We start from the raw sequence: 18,106 nt of genomic DNA on the forward strand, positions 1-18,106 counted from the left end.
GTAGCGCTTCGTCAGGCCACAACCGGTGCCATGTGCGCCACGCGAGGCGCATGCTCGCGCACATCGTCGCGGCGATGCACGCGCTTGCCCGCCGCATACGTCTCGTACACCGCGCGGTCGTCGCCGAGCAGCGCGAACGCGAACAGCAACTCTTCGAGCGATTCGGTGCGCGCCGTGCGGCGCGCAAGCAGCGGCGTCGCTTGCGGATCGAGCACGACGAAGTCCGCTTCGGACTTCGGCTTCAACGTGCCGACTTTATCCGCGAGATCGAGCGCTTGTGCGGCGCCCGCGGTCGCGAGATAAAACATCCGCGTGGCCGTCAGATGATGTCCGGTCAAGCGTGCAACCTTGTGCGCTTCGTTCATCGTTTGCAGCATGGAGAACGACGTGCCGCCGCCGACGTCCGTTGCGAGCGCAACGGGCATGCCGGCTTCGTCGGCCTTGTCGAAATCGAACAGACCGCTGCCGAGAAAGAGATTCGACGTCGGGCAATGCGACGCGACCGTGCCGGTTTGCGCCATGCGTTTGCGGTCTTCCGCGTCGAAGTGAATGCAATGGCCGTACACCGCGCGGCGGCGCAGCAGACCGTAGTGATCGTAGATGTCCAGATAGCTGCGGTGGCCCGGAAAGAGGCTATTGACCCACTTCACTTCATCCAGATTTTCCGCGACGTGGCTCTGCACGAACACATCCGCATGTTCGCGCGCGAGCACGCCACACGCTTCGAGTTGCGCTTCCGTCGAAGTCGGCGCGAAACGCGGCGTGAGCGCATACATCTGACGCCCGCGGTTGTGCCAGCGGCCGATCAGTTCGGCGCTGTCGTCATAACCGGATTGCGCAGTGTCGCGCAGAAACTCCGGACAGTTGCGATCCATCAGCACCTTGCCCGCGACCATGCGCAGATTGCGAGCCTCGCTCTCGGCGAACAGCGCGTCGGCGGATTGCTTATGCACCGTGCAATACACGAGCGCGGTCGTCGTGCCGCAAGCCAGCAGTTCCTCGAGGAAGAAGGCCGCGGTGTCGCGTGCGTAGGCTTCGTCGGTGAAACGGCGCTCGGTCGGAAACGTGTACGTGTCGAGCCACGGCAACAAACCCGACGCGGGCGACGCGATCATGTCGGTCTGCGGATAGTGAATGTGCGTGTCGATGAAGCCCGGCACGATGAGTTTGTCGCGCATGTCCTGCACGGACGCGCCCGGCGCGAGTTGCGACGCGAGCGCGGCATACGCGCCCGCCGCGACGACATGGCCGTCTTCGACGATCAGCAGGCCGTCCTCATGGAAGACCGCCGCATCGGGCGAGCGCGACGGATCGCCGTTAAAGGTCAGCAATTGCGCGCGAAATGCCGATTGCGCCGGCGCCTGTGCAGAATGAGTCATGGGAAAACCGTCTCCGAAATGAAAAGCTAAGCAGCGTGTGCGGCGCTTGATTGACGCCGCGCGCGCTGCGATACATCGGCCTTTATCGGCTTTTTAGTGCCTTTAATGCGGGCCGTTTTGATTCCAGTACGCGTCGAGCTTCGCGATCAGTTCGGCGCGTTCGTCGGGCGTCACGAACGACGCCTCGAAGCCGTTGCGGATAATCGTGTAGACGTGGCTGTCGTCGAGCTTCAACGCGTCGATGGTGGCCGCGTAGTTCGCGTTCACGTAGCCGCCGAAATACGCGGGATCGTCCGAATTCACCGTGACCGCAACGCCGCGATCGAGCAAATCCTTCAGCGTATGTTTGGTGAGATCGTCGAACACGCAGAGCTTGAGATTCGACAGCGGACACACCGTCAACGCGACGCGTGTGTCGGCAAGACGCGCGACGAGCGCTGGGTCTTCGATGCTGCGCACGCCGTGATCGACACGGTCGACCTTGAGCACGTCGAGCGCTTCATAGATGTACGACGGCGGTCCTTCCTCGCCCGCATGCGCGACGAGCTTGAGCCCAAGTTCACGCGCCTTCGCGAACACACGCTCGAACTTCGACGGCGGATGGCCGCGCTCCGACGAATCGAGTCCCACGCCGATCAGGCGATGCTTGTACTGTTCGAACAAAGGCCGCGCCTCTTCGAACGTGGCGAGCGCGTCTTCCTCGGATAGATGCCGCAGGAAGCACAGAATCAGCTTGCTCGTCATGCCGCGCTGTTGCGCGTCGGCGAGCGCGCGTTCGATGCCGGCCACGACCGTCGCGATCGGCACGCCGCGCTCGGTATGCGTCTGCGGATCGAAAAAGATTTCGCTGTGAATCACGTTGTCGGCGAGGCAGCGCTCGACGTACGCCATCGTCATGTCGTAAAAGTCCTGCTCGTGCAGCAGCACGCTCGCGCCGGCGTAATAGATGTCGAGGAACGATTGCAGGTCGGTGAACGCATACGCCGCGCGCAGCGCTTCAATCGAGTCGTACGCGAGCTTCACGCCGTTGCGCTTCGCGAGCGCGAAAATCAGTTCGGGTTCGAGCGAGCCTTCAATGTGGATATGCAACTCGGCCTTCGGCGCGAGCAGGGTTTTTTCAACGAGAGTGGCAGGGCTTGTTCTATTCATGGTCGGTCAGAATGTGTGTGTGTTGTTGCTCGCCGTCGGTCGAAACAGTCAAACCGTTTGCGCCGTGCGATGCAGGCTCGCGTTGGCTTCGACGGCTTGAAGCAACTGCGCGGCCGCGGAAATCGCAATGATTTCCGGCGACTTGTCGACGATGCCGTCCACCCCGAGCGGGCACTTCATCCGCGCAATCCATGCGGGATCGATGCCGCGCGCGGCGAGCCGGTGCTCGAACTGCTTGCGCTTGCTATGCGAGCCGATCATGCCGAAGAACGCGAAGTCGCGGCGCCGCAGAATGCGCTCGGCCAATTCGAGATCGCGCGTATGGTTGTGCGTCATCACGATGAAGTACGTATTCGGCGCGGCCTCGTCGACGGCTTCGTCGGGCGCGTCGTTCGCGTCGATCTTCACGTTGTGCGCGTGCAGCGATTCGACGGGCGGAAACTGCGCGTCGCGTTCGTCGACCCAGCGCACCGTGCAAGGCAGCGTGGCGAGCACGCGAACCAGCGCGGCGCCTACGTGGCCCGCGCCGAACAGCACGACCGGGAAGTCGCCTGGCGCGATGGTTTCGGTGAGCAGCGCGCCGCTGTCGTCGAAACCGGCGCCGTCCCACAGCAGGCAGTCGGCGGCATCCACGCCCGGCTCGGGATCGGACAGCATCACCGCATCCGGCGCGGGGCCGAATGATACGCTACGCACCGTCGATTGACCGGCCGCGAGGCGCTTCGCAATCGACGTGATCCAGCCGAGGTCGCCCACGTCGAACCGTTCGAATGCGAGCACCACTGCGCCGCCGCAGCATTGACCGAGGCTCGGGCCGAGCGCGAAACGCTCGAGCCGGCGCATATGCGGCGAGCGCATGCCGTCGCGCAACACCTGGCGCGCGGTCTCGATCGCTTTCCATTCGAGGTGGCCGCCGCCGATCGTATGCTTTGCCGAATCGCGCGTGACGATCATCTTCGTGCCGGCTTCGCGCGGCGCCGAGCCTTCGACGCGCGCGACCGTCACCAGCACGGCCGCGTCGCCGTGTGCGAGCAGATGTTGCAGGTCAGGTAGCCAGGCTTGCATCCGGCGATTCTCCGTGGAGTGCCGCGCGCGGTGTCCGCGCGGCCGGTTGAGCGTGGCGCGATGCGTTGGGGTCGCGTCGGGCTGTGGCGTTGTTCATCGCGTTACTCATTGTTTTGTTCAGTGCTTTGTTGAGTGCGGTTCGGCTCAAGCCGTGGTGTGCGTGATCGTCGCATGATTCGCAGTGCGTTGCGCCGATGCGGGCTCGTTCGCTTCGTCGGCACTCGATGCACTCAACGCATCCAACGCATCGAGAATCGCTTCGGGCGTGGCCGGCGCACGCAATGACGGCGCGCATCGCGCGTTCGGCACAGCGGCCGCAATCGCATCGCGGATCGCGAGAAACACCGAGAACGGCAGCAACAACGGCGGTTCGCCGACCGCCTTCGAGCGGAACACCGTCGGTTCCGCGTTCTGATTGTCGTAGAGCCGCACATTGAATGCGGCGGGCGTGTCGCTCACCGCAGGAATCTTGTAGGTGGACGGCGCGTGCGTCATCAGGCGGCCGTCGCGATTCCACCAGAGTTCCTCGGTGGTGAGCCAGCCCATGCCCTGAATGAAGCCGCCTTCGACCTGGCCGAGATCGATCGCCGGATTGATCGACTGACCGGCGTCGTGCAGCACGTCGGCGCGCAGCAGTTTCCATTCGCCGGTCAATGTATCGATCGCGACTTCGGACACGGCCGCGCCGTACGCGAAGTAATAAAACGGATGACCGGTGAGCGTCTTCGCATCCCAATGCACTTTCGGCGTCGCATAGAAACCGTCCGACCACAACTGCACGCGCGCGAGATACGCGGCGCCGACCAGTTGCTCGAACGGCATTGCGCCGCCGTTGACCGACACCTCGCCGCTCGCGAACCGCACGTCGTCGGCATGGCCGCCCAACTGCTTCGCCGCGAGTTCCGCGAGCCTCGCGCGGATCGTGCGCGCCGCGGCTTCGGCGGCCTTGCCGTTCAGATCGCTGCCGGTGGAAGCAGCCGTCGCCGATGTGTTCGCGATCTTCGACGTATCCGTTGCGCTCACACGCACGCGCGAGAGCGGCAAGCCGAATTCGCCGGCGACGACTTGCGCGACCTTCGTGTTGAGCCCTTGGCCCATCTCGGTGCCGCCATGATTGACGAGCACCGAGCCGTCCTTGTAGACATGCACGAGCGCGCCTGCCTGATTCAGAAACGGCACGTTGAACGATATGCCGAACTTGACCGGCGAGAACGCGAGGCCGCGCTTGAGCACCGGACTCGTCGCGTTGAACGCGGCGATCGCTTCGCGGCGCGCGCGATAGTCGCTCGAGTCGAGTAGCTCGTCGGTCAACGGCGCGAGGATGTTGTCCTCGACGCGCTGTCCGTAGGGCGTCGTATCGCGTTCGCCGATGCCGTAGTAGTTGGCCGCGCGCACGTCGAGCGGATCGCGGTTCAATTGACGCGCGATGCTGTCGAGCATCACCTCCATCACGAGTGCGCCTTGCGGTCCGCCAAAGCCGCGAAACGCGGTGTTCGACTGCGTGTTGGTCTTGCAGCAGAGCGCGACGATGTCGACATCGGACAGGTAGTACGCGTTGTCGAAGTGACAGACGGCCCGTGTCGCGACGGCGCCTGACAGGTCCGCGGAATAGCCCGCGCGCAACGCGATTTCCACGCGTGCGCCGAGAATGCGGCCGCTGTTATCGAAGCCGGCCTCGTATTCGTAGATCGCGTCGTGACGCTTGCCGGTAATCATGAAGTCGTCGTCGCGATCGGCGCGCAACTTCACCGGACGGCGCAGCAGCTTCGCCGCGAGCGCGGCCACGCACGCGAACAGCGCCGACTGCGATTCCTTGCCGCCGAAGCCGCCGCCCATGCGCCGGCATTCGCACACCACGTTGTGCGCGGGCCAGCCGAGCATATGCGCGACGACCTGCTGCATTTCGCTCGGATGCTGCGTCGAACTGTAGACGAGCATGCCGTCCATCTCTTTCGGCACCGCATACGCGACCTGGCCTTCCAGATAAAACTGTTCCTGGCCGCCGACTTCGAACGTGCCGCTGATCCTGTGCGGCGCGGCCCCGATCTTTGCATCGGGATCGCCGCGCTTCAGATGCAGCGGCGGCAGCACGAACTGCTTCGCGGCCTTCGCGTCAGCCGGCGTGAGGATCGCTTCGAGCGGTTCATAGCGGATCACGTCATCGCTTTTCGCAAGCGCGGCCGCGCGGCGCGCGAGTTCGTGGCTTTCCGCGATCACGGCGAATACCGGCTGGCCGAGGTACAGCACTTCATTCACGGCGAGAATCGGATCGTCGTGCAGCACCGGGCCGCAATTGTTTTCACCGGGGATGTCGTCGGCGCTCAGCACGGCGATCACGCCGGGCGCTTTTCTGACCGCGTCGAGATCCATCGACACGATGCGCGCATGTGCGTGGCGCGAGAGGCCGAGCGCCGCGTGCAAGGTGCCGTGCAGTTCGACGATGTCGTCGGTGTACGTTGCTTCGCCGCTCACGTGCAGCGCGGCCGATTCGTGCGGCAGCGCGACGCCGATCGCGGCCTCGCTTTCGCGCGCGGCGGCCTGGCGTTCAACGGGATGCGCTCCGGCGTCCGCGGCGCGTTCGACAAAAGCATCGGTGCGGTTCATCACGACGGCTCCTTCGCAATCGCGTCCGGCGTGCCGGCTTCGAACGCGAACACATTGACGTCGAAGAGCGCGAGCGGCGCGTCGTCGCGCGTTTCCAGATAGCAGCGCCACAGCAGGTTGCGCGCGACCTTCAGCCGATACGCGCTCGACGCGCGCATGTCGGTGAGCGGCTGGTAGTCGGCGGCGAGCGCGTTCATGGCCTGCCGCGCGGCGGCTTCGTCCCACGTCGCGCCGGTTAGCGCGGCCTCGGTTTGCGCGGCGCGCTTAGGCGTCGCCGCCATGCCGCCGAACGCGATGCGCGCCTCGCGGATCGTGCCGCTGTCGTCGATATGCAGCGCGAATGCCGCGCACACCGCGGAGATGTCCTGATCGTAGCGCTTCGACACTTTGTACGTGCGAAAGCGCAGCATGCCGCCAGGCCGCGGCACGCGCAGCGCGGCGACGAATTCGCCCGCGGCGAGCGCCGTCTTCTGATAGCCGAGATAGAACGCGTCGAGCGGCAGCGTGCGCGTTTTCGCGCCGTGACGCAGCACGACTTCGGCGCCGAGCGCGAGCAGCGCGGGCATCGAATCGCCGATGGGCGAGCCGTTCGCGACGTTGCCGCCGAGCGTGCCGGCGTTGCGGATCGGCAGCGACGCGAAGCGCGTCCAGAGTTCGGCGAGTTCGGGGTAGTCGGCGGCGAGGGCCGCGTACGCGTCTTCGAGCGTGACGGCGGCGCCGATGGTCAGCGTTTGCGCGTCGTGCTCGACCGTCTTTAGCTCGCGCACGTTGCCGATATACAGGATGTCGCCGAGATCGCGGAACTGCTTCGTGACCCACAGGCCGACATCGGTGCTGCCCGCGACGAGCCGCGCTTCCGGATGCTCGGCGCGAAGCTGCGCGAACGCGTCGAGTGCGACGGGCGCGTAAAACGCCGGCGAGCCGAAGGCAGCGCCACGTGAATCGGCGGCGCGGTATTCGAAGGTGTCGTTGCGTTGCAGTTCGCGCAGTGCTGTTTCAATTGCCTCGCGGTCGAGCGTCGTACGCGGATATTGCGCGTAGTCGAACATTTTCTGCGCGGCGTCGACGATCGGCCGGTAGCCCGTGCAGCGGCACAGGTTGCCGGACAGCGCAGTGTTGATTTCGTCGCGTGTCGGCAGGCCGGCCGCGGCCGGCTGGTTTTCGTACAGCGCCCACATCGACATGACGAAGCCGGGCGTGCAGAAGCCGCACTGCGAACCGTGGCAGTCGACCATCGCCTGTTGTACGGGATGCAGCGTGCCATCGGCGGCGCGCAGGTCTTCGACGGTGAAGAGCGCCTTGCCGTCGAGCGTTGGCAGAAACTGGATGCAGGCGTTGACCGCTTTCAGCGCGAGCGCGCCGCGCCCGTCGAGTTCGCCGATGACCACGGTGCAGGCGCCGCAGTCGCCTTCAGCGCAGCCTTCCTTGGTGCCGGTGCAATGCAGGTCTTCGCGCAGATGCTGGAGCACGGTGCGCGAGGCGGGCACGCCCGCGACCTCTTGGACGGACCCCTGGCGATAAAAGCGGATGGTTTGCGTTGTCATGGCGAATCCAGAAGACAGTGCGGACCGGGCGCGCGTTACGCATGGGGTCGCGCCAAAGCCGGCCTCGCGCACGTAGATCGCCATCCAGAACCGAAGATAGCACTCCCGCGCCCCAAAAATATTTCCGATGCCGCATGAAGCTTATGCGGAACAAGCAATGAGATAAGTCCGATTTGTGTCGGATTCGTGAGGGGCGGGGAAGTTGCGTTGGGGTGGGGCGGTGTTGCCTGCCAGGCGGTGGGCGGCGCTGCGGTGGGTGTGGCGCTCGCGGTGCGTGTGCCGCATGGTGCGCGGCTTCGAAAGCTCGGTGTTTTCGCACTTGCTGACGGCGCCGCCGCGGTTCTGGGGTGGGCGGCGCGCGACGAGGCGGAGAGCGGCGGTGGGCCGTGCCGGACGGCGCGCTACGGCGGAGGCGCTGCTCGGTAGGGCAGTGTGCGGTGCGGTAGCGTAGCGGGCTGCCTGGGCGAGGCCGGAGTCCAGCGGCAGCCCCAACCCCGCCCCAACCAGCGAATCCCGCCTACGCGATCCGTCGACGATTGCGCACCAGACTCAGCGCCAGCGGCACAAACGCCAGCACGAAGCCGACCAGCGCCCACATCGGCAGCGTGAGCCCGAGGATAGGCGGATAAGCGGTTTCGCACAGCCCCGCGACCTTGAACACGCCCGGCAGCCAGTGCGCGGGCGGCAGGCTGTCGACGATCGGCTGGAGCGCGTCGAAGCCGCAGCTAAAGCCCGGATTCGCCTGCACATACACGTGGCGGACGGCGGTCACGATGCCGGCCAGCGCCGACAGCGCAGCCATGACTTCCAGCAGACGCACGCCGCGCCAACTGTTAAAACGCGCGCCGAGGAACGCGAAGATCGCGATCAGCAGGAAGAAATAGCGCTGGATGATGCACAGCGGGCACGGGTCTTCGTGCTTGAAGTATTGCAGGTACAGTGCGCCGGCCACGAGGCCGACGCAGATCAGGCCTAGCAGGACCAGCAGGGAGCGCTCGCGGCGCAGCATCGCGTTGTCGTTGTTCATGGATCGTGTGGCTGTGTGCGTGTGTTGTGCGGCTGTTGTGGGCTGTCAGGCGGTCGTTATGGTCGTCTGTCAGCGAAAAGGGCAGGTGCCCGCGATTCTAGCGCGAACCCCCGCCCCCACGGCGCCACGCACTCAGGCGCGCTTCGATGCCGCAGGCGCGCGTCAGCGAATCGCGTTGAGCACTGCCTCGGCGCCGCGGCCGATAGCGAGCAGCGCGTCGTCGGCGTGCGGCGCGCCGGCCAGCATCAGGCCGACCGGCGCGTCGCCGCGCAGGTGGCACGGCAGCGACAATGCACACGCGTCGAGAAAATTAAACACGCCGGGGTTACGCAGGATCAGCGCGTTGGTGCGGCCGAACAGATCGTCGTCGGAAACCAGTTCGGCGACGCGCGGCGGCACCACCGGCACCGTCGGCGCGACCACCGCGTCGAAGCGCTGCCACAGCGTGCGGGCGGCTTCGGCGAGCATTGCGTCGCGTTCGGCGAGCAGGTCGAGATAGTCGGCGGCGCTGGCGGGCTGGCCCTTCAGAATGCGCACCAGCACGCGCGGATCGTATTGTTCGCGATGCTTTTCCAGCAACGGACGATGCCACGCATACGCCTCGATCGGCGAAAAGCCAAAGCGGTTGATCTCCGGCAGACGGTCGAGCGGCGCAAAGCGCACTTCGCTGACAATCGCCCCGGCCGCTTCGAGATGCTTGAGCGCCGTGTCGATGGCGGCGGCGACCGCGGGCTCGACGCCGTCCGTGACGTAGTTCGTGAGCACGCCGAGGCGCACGCCTTCGAGCGGGCGCGCGGCCGGCACGCGCGGCTCGAGGCCGGCGAGCATGCGGTCCACCAGCGCGCAGCACGCCACGGAAACGCCGATTGGCCCGAACGAATCGAGCGTCGACGAAAGCGGCACGCCGCCTTGCTTCGGAATTCGCGTGGACGTGGGCTTGAAGCCGGTCAGCCCGCATAGCGCGGACGGAATGCGGATCGAGCCGCCGGTGTCGGTGCCGAGCGCGACGGCCGCCATGCCGTCCGCAACGGACGCCGCCGCACCCGACGACGAGCCGCCCGAAATCCGCTCGTCGCCTTTCACGTCGCGGCGGTACGGCGACAGCGGGTTGCCGTAGTGCGGATTGAGGCCGAGCCCGGAGAACGCGAACTCGCTCATATTGGTGCGTCCGACGATCACCGCGCCCGCGCGTTTGAGGCGCGCGACGGCCACCGCGTCCTGCTTCGCGGCGGGCGCGTCGGCCAGCACCGTCGAGCCGGCGCGGGTCGGCTGGCCTTCGATGTCGAACAGATCCTTCACCGATACCGGAATGCCCGCGAGCGGCGACAGAACCGTACCGGCGGCGCGCAGACGGTCGTGCGCGTCGGCGGCCTGGCGTGCGCCGCCGGCGTCGACGTGCATGAAGGCGACCGCGCCCTGGCCGGCCGGATCGGCGATCCGTTCGAGCGCGGTTTCGACGAGCGCGCGGCTCGTGGTCCGTCCCGCGGCGAGATCGCCGGCGAGTTGGGCAAGCGGCGGGAAGGGCGTGAATTCGGTGGCCATGATGTAGTTCGATCCGGTTGGACTGTATGAAGCCGCTTCGCTAGCGTGACTCGCAAGCGGCTGGGTCAAATGCTTGTCGATCAGATGCGGTTGAAAAGCGTCGCGCGGAATGCCTCGATATGTTTTTGCACCGAGCGGCGCGCGCCTTCGGCGTCGCGCTCGCGCAGCAGGCGGAACAGTTCGACATGTTCGTCATGAACGTCTTCGAGATGATGCGGCTCGGACAGCGAAATGAACCAGAAGCGCAGCGAGCGCTCGTGCAGTCCGCGCAGAATGTCGGCGAGCACGGCATTGCGCGAGGCCGCCGAAATGGCCAGATGGAATTCGCGGTCGATGTCCATCATGCCTTCGATGTCGTGCGCGGCGACGCACACGGCCGAGCGTTCGAGCAGCGCCTGCATCGCGTCGTAGTCGTGCTGCTGCGCGTGGCGCGCGGCCAGCTCGACGCAATAGCTTTCGTTGACGAGGCGCACGTCGATGATCGACAGCACGTCGTCGAGCGAAACCGGACGAACCATGATGCCCTTGCGCGGCATGATGGTCAGCATCCCTTCGTGCACGAGCCGGTGCAGCGCCTGGTGCACCGGCGTTCTGCCGATCCCGGTCAGCGCCATCAGCTCCGCCTCGTTGAGCACCTCGCTCGGCCGCAAACGCATCGTGATGATCTCGCGCTTGACGAACGCATACGCCTGTTCGGCGAGGCTCGCGTTGGCGGTCGCTCGGGTGGGTCGCGGAGGGCGGGCGGTCTGCAAAAGCGTCATGTGAAAGAGTGCGGACTAGGTCGTCCGGGCATTGTAGAGCAAGGTTTTGTGCGCACGTGCGGGTGGCCCGTGCGCTATCAGGCGCGTCCCGGCACCGCCGCTGCGGCGTGCTCGACTTTCACGCGCGGCATCATCAGCGTGACGAGGCCGCCTACGATCAGCGCGCCCGCGATCAGCACGAGCCCGAACGTCACGCTATGCGTCGCGTCCTTGACGATGCCGAGCACATACGGGCTCACATAGCCGGCGAGGTTCGCGATTGAGTTGATCACCGCAATGCCCGCGACGGCAGCCGTGCCTTGCAGGAAGCTCGTCGACATCGACCAGAAAATGCCGAAGCCCGCCAGAATGCCGATATACGCAATCGACAAACCCGTGACCGCAAGCGGAATCGAATTCGTGACCGACGCGCTGCCGAGCAGCCCCGCCGCGCCGATGAAGCAGCACACCGCGTAATGCCAGCGGCGCTCGCCCGTCACATCCGACGAGCGGCCAATCAGAATCATGCCGATGCCCGCGGCCAGATACGGAATCGCGGTGACGAAGCCATTGCTGACGAGGTTCGTCACGCCGAGGTCCTTGACGATCTGCGGCAGCCAGAACGAGAAGCCCGCATTGCCGGTGACGAGGCAGAAGTAGATCAGCGTGAGCAGCCAGAAGCGGCCCGAGCGCAACGCGACCGCGAGGCTATGCTCGGCGCCTTGCGCGGCGGCCGCGGCGTTTTCGCGCGAGAGGCGGGCGAGGATCACGCGCTTTTCATCGTCGGTGAGCCACGCGGCTTCGGCGGGCGTGTTGCGCAAGACCGCGAGCGCCCAGAAGCCGGCGAGAATCGACGGAATGCCTTCGATCAGGAACATCCACTGCCAGCCGCGCAAGCCGTGTGCTTCGTGCAGCGCCGACATCAGGAAGCCCGACAGCGGCGCGCCGATGATGCCCGCCACCGGAATCGCGGCCATGAACACGGCGACCATCCGCGCGCGCCGGTCCGACGGAAACCAGAACGTCAGATAGAGCACCACGCCTGGCACGAGCCCGGCTTCGGCGACGCCAAGAAAAAAGCGCAGCACGTAGAACATCGTTTCGCTGCGCACGAACATCATCAGGCACGACAGCAGGCCCCACAGCATCGTGATGCGCGCGATCGTGGCGCGAGCGCCGAACTTCTTCAGCAGCAGATTGCTCGGCACTTCGAACACGAAATAGCCGAAGAAGAAAATCCCCGCGCCGAGTCCATACGCCGCGTTGGAGAGGCCGAGGTCGCCGGTGAACTGCAGCTTCGCATAACCGATGTTGACGCGATCCAGATACGACAGCACATAGACGAGAAACAGGAACGGCATGATGCGCCACGTGATCTTGCGGATGGCGGTGGCTTCGAGCGAGGCGTCGGTGGACGGGTCGGCGGACGGGTGCGCGGCGGACGGCGAGGGGTTGCTCATGAGTGCCTCATTCGACGATGGACAACGCGCGCACGCGATAGGCGTGGCGCAGCGTGCGGTTCAGGACGGGGTCGTGCAATTCGAGTTCGAGCGCGTCGCCGTCCGCCATGCCGACGATGCCGCCTTGCACCGCGAGCGTCCCGCAGAACATGGCCGCGCCTTCGCTAAGCGGGGCGCGCGCGAGCAGATCGGCGGCGGACAGCAGCGACGCGACGCTGCCTTGCTGATAGACGCGCCGCTCGCCGTTCGCGAGCGCAAACGCGCGCAATTCGAGTTGGTCCCAATGGTCGCGGACATCGTCGAAACGCCATGCATCGCGCGCGATGGGTTTCGGGCACACCTGCTTCGAGACCGTCACCCCATAGGCTTCCACTTCGCGGTCCGTGTGGTCTGAGCCGACGGTGACGAGCAACCCTTCATCCGATTGCACCAGCACGCATTCCGCTTCGCCGCTCGACTTCGTGCCGACCACGTCGATCTGTTCGGCTTGCGTGAGCAGTTCGGAGCCGAGTCGATAGAAACAGGGCGTAGTGGACGGGCGCTTCACGCCGAGTTCGGCCAACTCGGCAATGTGATGCTCGATCGCGGCCTGGTCGCGGCCGGCCCAACCGGCAATCGTCAGACGGTCCACTTTGATCGGCGCGGTGCGCGCGGCGCCCGAACGATCTACAACTTGAAAAGACACCTGCTGCATCACTTGGCTCCAAAGAAATATGCGGCAAATATTATGGTGATATTTCACAGCCGTCCAGCGTGTCAAAAACATTTGCAACTCGGACGAGCGAGGTGTCGCGCTTTATTTGGCGCGGGTTCGACGATCAGCGCGCGTTTGTTACACTCTTCGCTCACATTACTTTTTGTAAGGGATCGGACGCATGCATGAAGGCATCGGCTTCATTCAGGATCTGGCGGTCGTGATGGCGCTCGCCGGCGTCGTCACGGTGCTGTTCCATCGCCTGAAGCAGCCGGTGGTGCTCGGCTATATCGCGGCGGGCGTGATCATCGGGCCGTACACGCCGCCGTTTCAGTTGATTCACGACGAACAGACCATCAAGACGCTCGGCGAACTCGGTGTCGTTTTCCTGATGTTTTCGCTCGGTCTCGAATTCAGTCTGCGCAAGCTGTTCAAGGTCGGCGCGACTGCGATCGTCGCGGCGCTTTCCGAAATCGTGCTGATGTTGTGGCTCGGCTATGAGATCGGCAGCGCGTTCGGCTGGAGCCCGATGGATTCGCTGTTCCTCGGCGCGATACTCGCGATTTCGTCGACGACGATCATCGTCAAGGCATTGTCCGAACTCGGCCTGAAGCGCGAGAGTTTTGCGCAGCTCGTGTTCGGCATTCTGATCGTCGAGGACATTCTAGCCATCGCGATGCTGGTGCTGCTGTCCGGCATCGCGCAGACGGGGGAGTTGAGCGCGGGCGTCGCCGTCGTCACGCTCGGCAAGCTGTTGCTGTTCATGACGGTGTCGCTGGTGGTCGGCATTCTCGTCGTGCCGCGGGCGCTCAACTACGTGGCGCGCGCCCGCAGCGACGAGATGCTGCTCGTCGCCGTGCTCGGCTTCTGCTTCGGCTTCTGTCTGCTCGTCGTCAAGCTCGATTACAGCATTGCGCTGGGCGCGTTTCTGATCGGCGCGATCATGGCCGAGTCGCGGCATCTGCATCGCATCGAGCATCTGATCGCGCCGCTGCGCGATGCGTTTTCCGCGATCTTCTTCGTGACCATCGGCTTGATGCTGAATCCGGCTGTGCTCGTCGATTATGCGTGGCCGATCGCGGTGATCACGATCGCGGTGATCGTCGGCAAGATCGTGTCGTGCGGGCTCGGCACTTTTCTCGCGGGCAAGGACGGACGCACGGCGATGCGCGTCGGCATGACTGTTTCGCAGATCGGCGAGTTCTCGTTCATCATCGCGTCGCTTGGTTTGACGCTCAAGGTGACGAGCGCGTTTCTGTATCCGATCGCGGTCGCTGTCTCGGCGCTCACCACGTTATTCACGCCGTATCTGATTCGCGCCGCCGATCCGCTGACGCGCCGTTTGGCTCACGCTATGCCGCGCACGCTGGTCAACGTGTTCGGCATGTATAGCCAGTGGCTCGGCAGCCTGAGCACCGGAAGCGGCGAGCCGACGCTTTTCAGCATGACGCGGCGAATCATCCTGCAGATTGCGGTGAATCTCGCACTCGTCGCCGCGATCTTTCTGATGGTGTCCTACGGCGCCCCTTACATCAGCAGCTTGCTGACGCACTGGATCAGCGCCGAGCCGATGCAGCGCGTGGTGCTGTGGAGCGCCGCCTTGCTTGTGTCGATGCCGTTTCTCGTGGCGGTTTATCGCAAGACCAAGTCGCTCGCGTTGCTGCTTGCGGAAGTGAGCGTGCAGCCCGCGACGGCGGGGCGCTTCACGAGCGCGCTACGCTATGCGATCTCCGATCTGGTGCCGGTGGTGTGCATGGTCGGCGTGTTTCTGCTCGTGGCCGCGCTGTCGGGCGGGATTCTGCCGCCGACCGGTCTGCTCGTCGCCGTGCTGATCTGCGCGGCGCTGCTGCTCGCGCTTGTCTGGCGCTGGTGCGTGAAGATTCACGCGGCTATGCAAATCGCGCTGCGCGAAACTTTCGACGAACAGCCTGATCCTTAAGTTTGAGGGCAGTGGGCGGCGCGGCCGGACAATGTGAGCAATTGTGTGCGCGTTTGCCCGGTCCGGCACGCTGGCGGATAATCAGGGCATATTCATTCGTTCGCGTGGAAGGCGCCCCTCCGACAGTCATGAGCGAAAACAAACCTGAAAACGCCGGTCAAGCCGGTGGAACTTCGACGTCTTCGGTGACGGCGGGGATGGCGGGAACACCTGGAACGCCGGGGACTTCGGCAACGTCGGGAACGCCCGCGACGTCCGCGACGCCTGGCACCACAACAACGCCTGGTCAAGCGCCCGCCGAACCGGCGGCTTCCTTGCCCCTCTCGCATGAAGATGCCATTCAGTCGCCGGTGAAAGACCCTGTGACTTCGACCGGGGTGCTATCTTCGTCGTCATCGACGGCGGGGCGTGCGGCGGCTCTTTCGTCCGGGGGCGGTGCGTCGGTGTCATCGCCGATCTCCGCGCCTCCAGGCTCGTCCGAAGCCGCGGCGAGGTCGTCGACGGACGCTCCCGAAAGCGCGTCCACCGTGACGCCCGTCGACAGGCGCACGGCCCAGCAACGCGACGCCGCCGAAGCGCGCAGTGCCGCCGCGGCGTCGGTCGCGAAGCAGGAAGCGGCCGTCCACGAACGCGATGCGCGCACGACGCGCGGCCGCGACGCCGCGTCGTCCATTCCTCCCGCGCCGCCCACGCAGTCTTCACAGCCTCGCGGCGCGGCGCCGCTCACGAGCGAACCGATCGAAGGCGAACTGATCACCTCGACCGACGAAGTCCTCGACGCCGAGGCCACCACGGCGTCCACCGCGCGTCCCGCCGGCTCGCCGCCGCCGGGCTTCGGCGCGGCGCCCGACTTCAGCGCGACCAATCCGCCGCCGCCGAATGCATTGCCGCCTTCGCCGCCGCGCTATCTGAAGCAGACGGATTCGGCGTGGTCGGTGTTCGGCCGCATCATCGCGGCGCGCGCGCGGCAGCTATTCGACCGTGCCGGCCAGCGGATCACGCAGCGCACGCTGCGCATCGGCGTATCGGCGCGCATCTTTCACCCCGAGCCCGGCGCGAAAGGGCTGCGCGGCAAGACGCTGCAATACCTCGAGGAATCGATTGCGCATTGGGTGATGTCGCGCGACGTGCTGGTATTCATGATTCCGACGGTCGGGCACCAGGGCATGCTGCATCCGAGCAATATCCGTTTGCGCGATTACGCGAAGCATCTCGACGGGCTGCTGCTGCAAGGCGGCGCGGACGTGTCGCCGCAGTCGTATGCGGAAGCGGCGACCCGCCCCGAATGGCCCGGCGACCGCGTGCGCGACATGTACGAGCTGGAACTGCTGCATGAATTCATCGAGTCGGGCAAACCGGTGCTCGGCGTGTGCCGCGGCTGCCAGCTCATCAACGTGGCATTTGGCGGCACGCTGTATCAGGACATTGCGACCGATGTGCCGACCGCGGGCGCGCACGTCAACGAAGATTACGATCAGCACCGCCATGCGATCCATTTCCCGGACGGGTCGACGCTCGCGAACATGTTCCCGGCGCGGCGCGATGTGATCGTCAACTCGATTCACCATCAGGCGGTCAAGACGCTCGGCCGCGATCTGAATATTGAGGCGGTGTCGGCGTCCGACGGCATCATCGAAGCCGTGCGCTATCGGCGCGCGCCTTTCGTGATGGGCGTGCAGTGGCATCCGGAGTTTCATCGCGCGGGCGGGCCGGAGTTGCTGGATTGCACGCCGCTGCTCGATACTTTCTTGCGGGTGGCGCGGGAAACGCGGTTTTAGGCGAGGCGCCGTAGCTGCATCCAGCCTGCGCGTCCGCGCTCGTCGCCGCTTACGCGGCACGCCCCGCGCGCCGACGGATATCCTGGCCGTTGGGCCGCGCGGCTATGCGACGTGACCCGATCGGATCGCGGCTCGGCCACTAGAAAATCTGATTCGTTTCGAGGCGCTACTGTCCAGGTGGCGCCTCGGTTTTTTATGCCGTTGACGGTTATTTACACATCTTGTTTTTGACCGCCCCGAGTCGGGCGATTAGCGCTTTTCTCACATCCGGCTCTCTTCAGATTTCGCGATAGGCGTCTTTGTCGCCTAATTCGGACACCATAGTTTTATCTCGATTTAAAGTCCAATTTTGCGACGCTTCAATGCTTCGCTTAAGCACAAATCCGCGCGATAATTCAAGGCTGTTTTTTGGATCCGCATGGAGCATGCAGATATGAAGCACCCCTTATTGGTACGGCGCGCCATGCTGCTCGCGGCGTCGTGTCTGCTGTTGCAGCATGGCGGGTCTGTGCTTGCCGCGCAAGGCGAAGAGGCCGCGCCGATCGTCGGCACGCGGCCGGCTCTCAATACGCTGACGCCGCAGCCTGTCGCCGACGCGCTGCGCGATGCGGCGTCGGGTTCATCGGGTTCATCCGCGTCGTCGGCTTCGGTTTCGGCGTCGTCGTCGGCCGAAGTGCAAGGCAATGTCGCCGAGTTGATGCAGATGATTCAGGACACGAAGCTGAGCGAACTGCGCACCACGTACAACGGCAGCTACGGCGCGAGCCTGTTTTTCTATCCACGCGAGTTGACGTACTACGTCGCGTTGTTTCAGAACAAGCATTTCTGGCGAGTGATCAAGTCGGCGGATGCGGGCCGGGCCGAGGCGATTTACGCGGGCTTCGCGCAGCAAACCGCGCAGCTTGCCGAGGTCGAGATTCGCCGCACGCAGTTGCAGGCGCAGAAGCTGTACATTGAAGACGTTATTGCGTTGTCAGAAGACCGGGCGAAGCGCCTGCAAGCCGATCTGGAAGTCGCGCGCACACAGCAGGCGAAGGTCAACGACTATCAGCGCCAGACGCAGGACGAAGCAGCCGCGTTGCGTGAAGAGAAGGAACGCGCACAGGCGCAACTGCGGCAGGTGCAAGGGCAGGTCATGCTATTGCAACGGCAGATGGAGATGGGTCTGCCAGGCCAGAAGTAAAG

At 65.0% G+C, this 18,106-nt stretch carries 13 protein-coding genes; 3 read left to right on the plus strand and 10 right to left on the minus strand.

The genetic code is table 11. The annotated features are described in order from the left end of the window. Positions 1-11 precede the first annotated feature (11 nt). The 10 genes from guaD to BGRAMDRAFT_RS17965 form a co-directional block, all read right to left on the minus strand. A complete protein-coding gene (gene guaD, locus BGRAMDRAFT_RS17920) occupies positions 12-1,379 on the minus strand; it encodes a guanine deaminase (protein ID WP_006050213.1) in 1,368 nt (455 codons plus the stop codon). A 102-nt stretch (positions 1,380-1,481) separates the two neighbouring features. Beyond that, entirely contained in the window at positions 1,482-2,528 is a 1,047-nt protein-coding gene (locus BGRAMDRAFT_RS17925; RefSeq protein ID WP_006050214.1) for an adenosine deaminase, read from the minus strand. Between the two features lie 48 nt (positions 2,529-2,576). Further along, positions 2,577-3,593 (minus strand): xanthine dehydrogenase accessory protein XdhC, encoded by a 1,017-nt coding sequence (gene xdhC / locus BGRAMDRAFT_RS17930; RefSeq protein WP_006050215.1) that lies wholly within the window; start codon positions 3,591-3,593, stop codon positions 2,577-2,579. Positions 3,594-3,737: 144 nt separating this feature from the next. After that, positions 3,738-6,197, minus strand: a complete 2,460-nt coding sequence (xdhB, locus tag BGRAMDRAFT_RS17935) for a xanthine dehydrogenase molybdopterin binding subunit (RefSeq protein WP_006050216.1) — start codon at positions 6,195-6,197, stop codon at positions 3,738-3,740. Next, entirely contained in the window at positions 6,197-7,741 is a 1,545-nt protein-coding gene (gene xdhA, locus BGRAMDRAFT_RS17940) for a xanthine dehydrogenase small subunit (RefSeq protein WP_006050217.1), read from the minus strand. Before xdhA ends, xdhB begins: the two co-directional genes overlap by 1 nt. Before the next feature lie 517 nt (positions 7,742-8,258). After that, complete coding sequence (locus BGRAMDRAFT_RS17945) at positions 8,259-8,768, minus strand: disulfide bond formation protein B (protein WP_006050218.1); 510 nt, start codon at positions 8,766-8,768, stop codon at positions 8,259-8,261. 162 nt (positions 8,769-8,930) lie between these two features. Next, positions 8,931-10,310, minus strand: coding sequence for an amidase (locus BGRAMDRAFT_RS17950; protein WP_006050219.1), 1,380 nt, complete (start codon positions 10,308-10,310; stop codon positions 8,931-8,933). An 80-nt stretch (positions 10,311-10,390) separates the two neighbouring features. Beyond that, on the minus strand, positions 10,391-11,071 hold the full coding sequence (locus BGRAMDRAFT_RS17955; RefSeq protein ID WP_006050220.1) for a GntR family transcriptional regulator: 681 nt from the start codon (positions 11,069-11,071) through the stop codon (positions 10,391-10,393). Positions 11,072-11,148: 77 nt separating this feature from the next. After that, positions 11,149-12,510 (minus strand): MFS transporter, encoded by a 1,362-nt coding sequence (locus BGRAMDRAFT_RS17960; protein WP_006050221.1) that lies wholly within the window; start codon positions 12,508-12,510, stop codon positions 11,149-11,151. A gap of 7 nt (positions 12,511-12,517) precedes the next feature. Next, positions 12,518-13,204, minus strand: a complete 687-nt coding sequence (locus BGRAMDRAFT_RS17965; protein ID WP_006050222.1) for a DUF2848 domain-containing protein — start codon at positions 13,202-13,204, stop codon at positions 12,518-12,520. A 181-nt stretch (positions 13,205-13,385) separates the two neighbouring features. Here BGRAMDRAFT_RS17965 and BGRAMDRAFT_RS17970 point away from each other — a divergent pair, with 181 nt between their 5' ends. From BGRAMDRAFT_RS17970 to BGRAMDRAFT_RS17980, 3 genes are all read left to right on the plus strand, one after another. Continuing rightward, entirely contained in the window at positions 13,386-15,143 is a 1,758-nt protein-coding gene (locus tag BGRAMDRAFT_RS17970) for a cation:proton antiporter (RefSeq protein ID WP_006050223.1), read from the plus strand. 128 nt (positions 15,144-15,271) lie between these two features. Next, complete coding sequence (locus BGRAMDRAFT_RS17975; protein ID WP_006050224.1) at positions 15,272-16,921, plus strand: gamma-glutamyl-gamma-aminobutyrate hydrolase family protein; 1,650 nt, start codon at positions 15,272-15,274, stop codon at positions 16,919-16,921. Positions 16,922-17,354: 433 nt separating this feature from the next. Then, the gene (locus BGRAMDRAFT_RS17980) at positions 17,355-18,104 is read left to right on the plus strand and encodes a DUF2968 domain-containing protein (protein WP_006050225.1); all 750 of its coding nucleotides are present in this window, start codon (positions 17,355-17,357) and stop codon (positions 18,102-18,104) included. Positions 18,105-18,106: the final 2 nt, after the last annotated feature.

This window comes from Paraburkholderia graminis C4D1M, assembly GCF_000172415.1.
Lineage (GTDB): Bacteria > Pseudomonadota > Gammaproteobacteria > Burkholderiales > Burkholderiaceae > Paraburkholderia > Paraburkholderia graminis.

Coding starts and splice junctions, on each gene's coding strand:
- guaD (WP_006050213.1), bottom strand. CDS start 1,379: ATGACTCATTCTGCACAGGCGCCGGCGCAATCGGCATTTCGCGCGCAA.
- BGRAMDRAFT_RS17925 (WP_006050214.1), bottom strand. CDS start 2,528: ATGAATAGAACAAGCCCTGCCACTCTCGTTGAAAAAACCCTGCTCGCG.
- xdhC (WP_006050215.1), bottom strand. CDS start 3,593: ATGCAAGCCTGGCTACCTGACCTGCAACATCTGCTCGCACACGGCGAC.
- xdhB (WP_006050216.1), bottom strand. CDS start 6,197: ATGAACCGCACCGATGCTTTTGTCGAACGCGCCGCGGACGCCGGAGCG.
- xdhA (WP_006050217.1), bottom strand. CDS start 7,741: ATGACAACGCAAACCATCCGCTTTTATCGCCAGGGGTCCGTCCAAGAG.
- BGRAMDRAFT_RS17945 (WP_006050218.1), bottom strand. CDS start 8,768: ATGAACAACGACAACGCGATGCTGCGCCGCGAGCGCTCCCTGCTGGTC.
- BGRAMDRAFT_RS17950 (WP_006050219.1), bottom strand. CDS start 10,310: ATGGCCACCGAATTCACGCCCTTCCCGCCGCTTGCCCAACTCGCCGGC.
- BGRAMDRAFT_RS17955 (WP_006050220.1), bottom strand. CDS start 11,071: ATGACGCTTTTGCAGACCGCCCGCCCTCCGCGACCCACCCGAGCGACC.
- BGRAMDRAFT_RS17960 (WP_006050221.1), bottom strand. CDS start 12,510: ATGAGCAACCCCTCGCCGTCCGCCGCGCACCCGTCCGCCGACCCGTCC.
- BGRAMDRAFT_RS17965 (WP_006050222.1), bottom strand. CDS start 13,204: ATGCAGCAGGTGTCTTTTCAAGTTGTAGATCGTTCGGGCGCCGCGCGC.
- BGRAMDRAFT_RS17970 (WP_006050223.1), top strand. CDS start 13,386: ATGCATGAAGGCATCGGCTTCATTCAGGATCTGGCGGTCGTGATGGCG.
- BGRAMDRAFT_RS17975 (WP_006050224.1), top strand. CDS start 15,272: ATGAGCGAAAACAAACCTGAAAACGCCGGTCAAGCCGGTGGAACTTCG.
- BGRAMDRAFT_RS17980 (WP_006050225.1), top strand. CDS start 17,355: ATGAAGCACCCCTTATTGGTACGGCGCGCCATGCTGCTCGCGGCGTCG.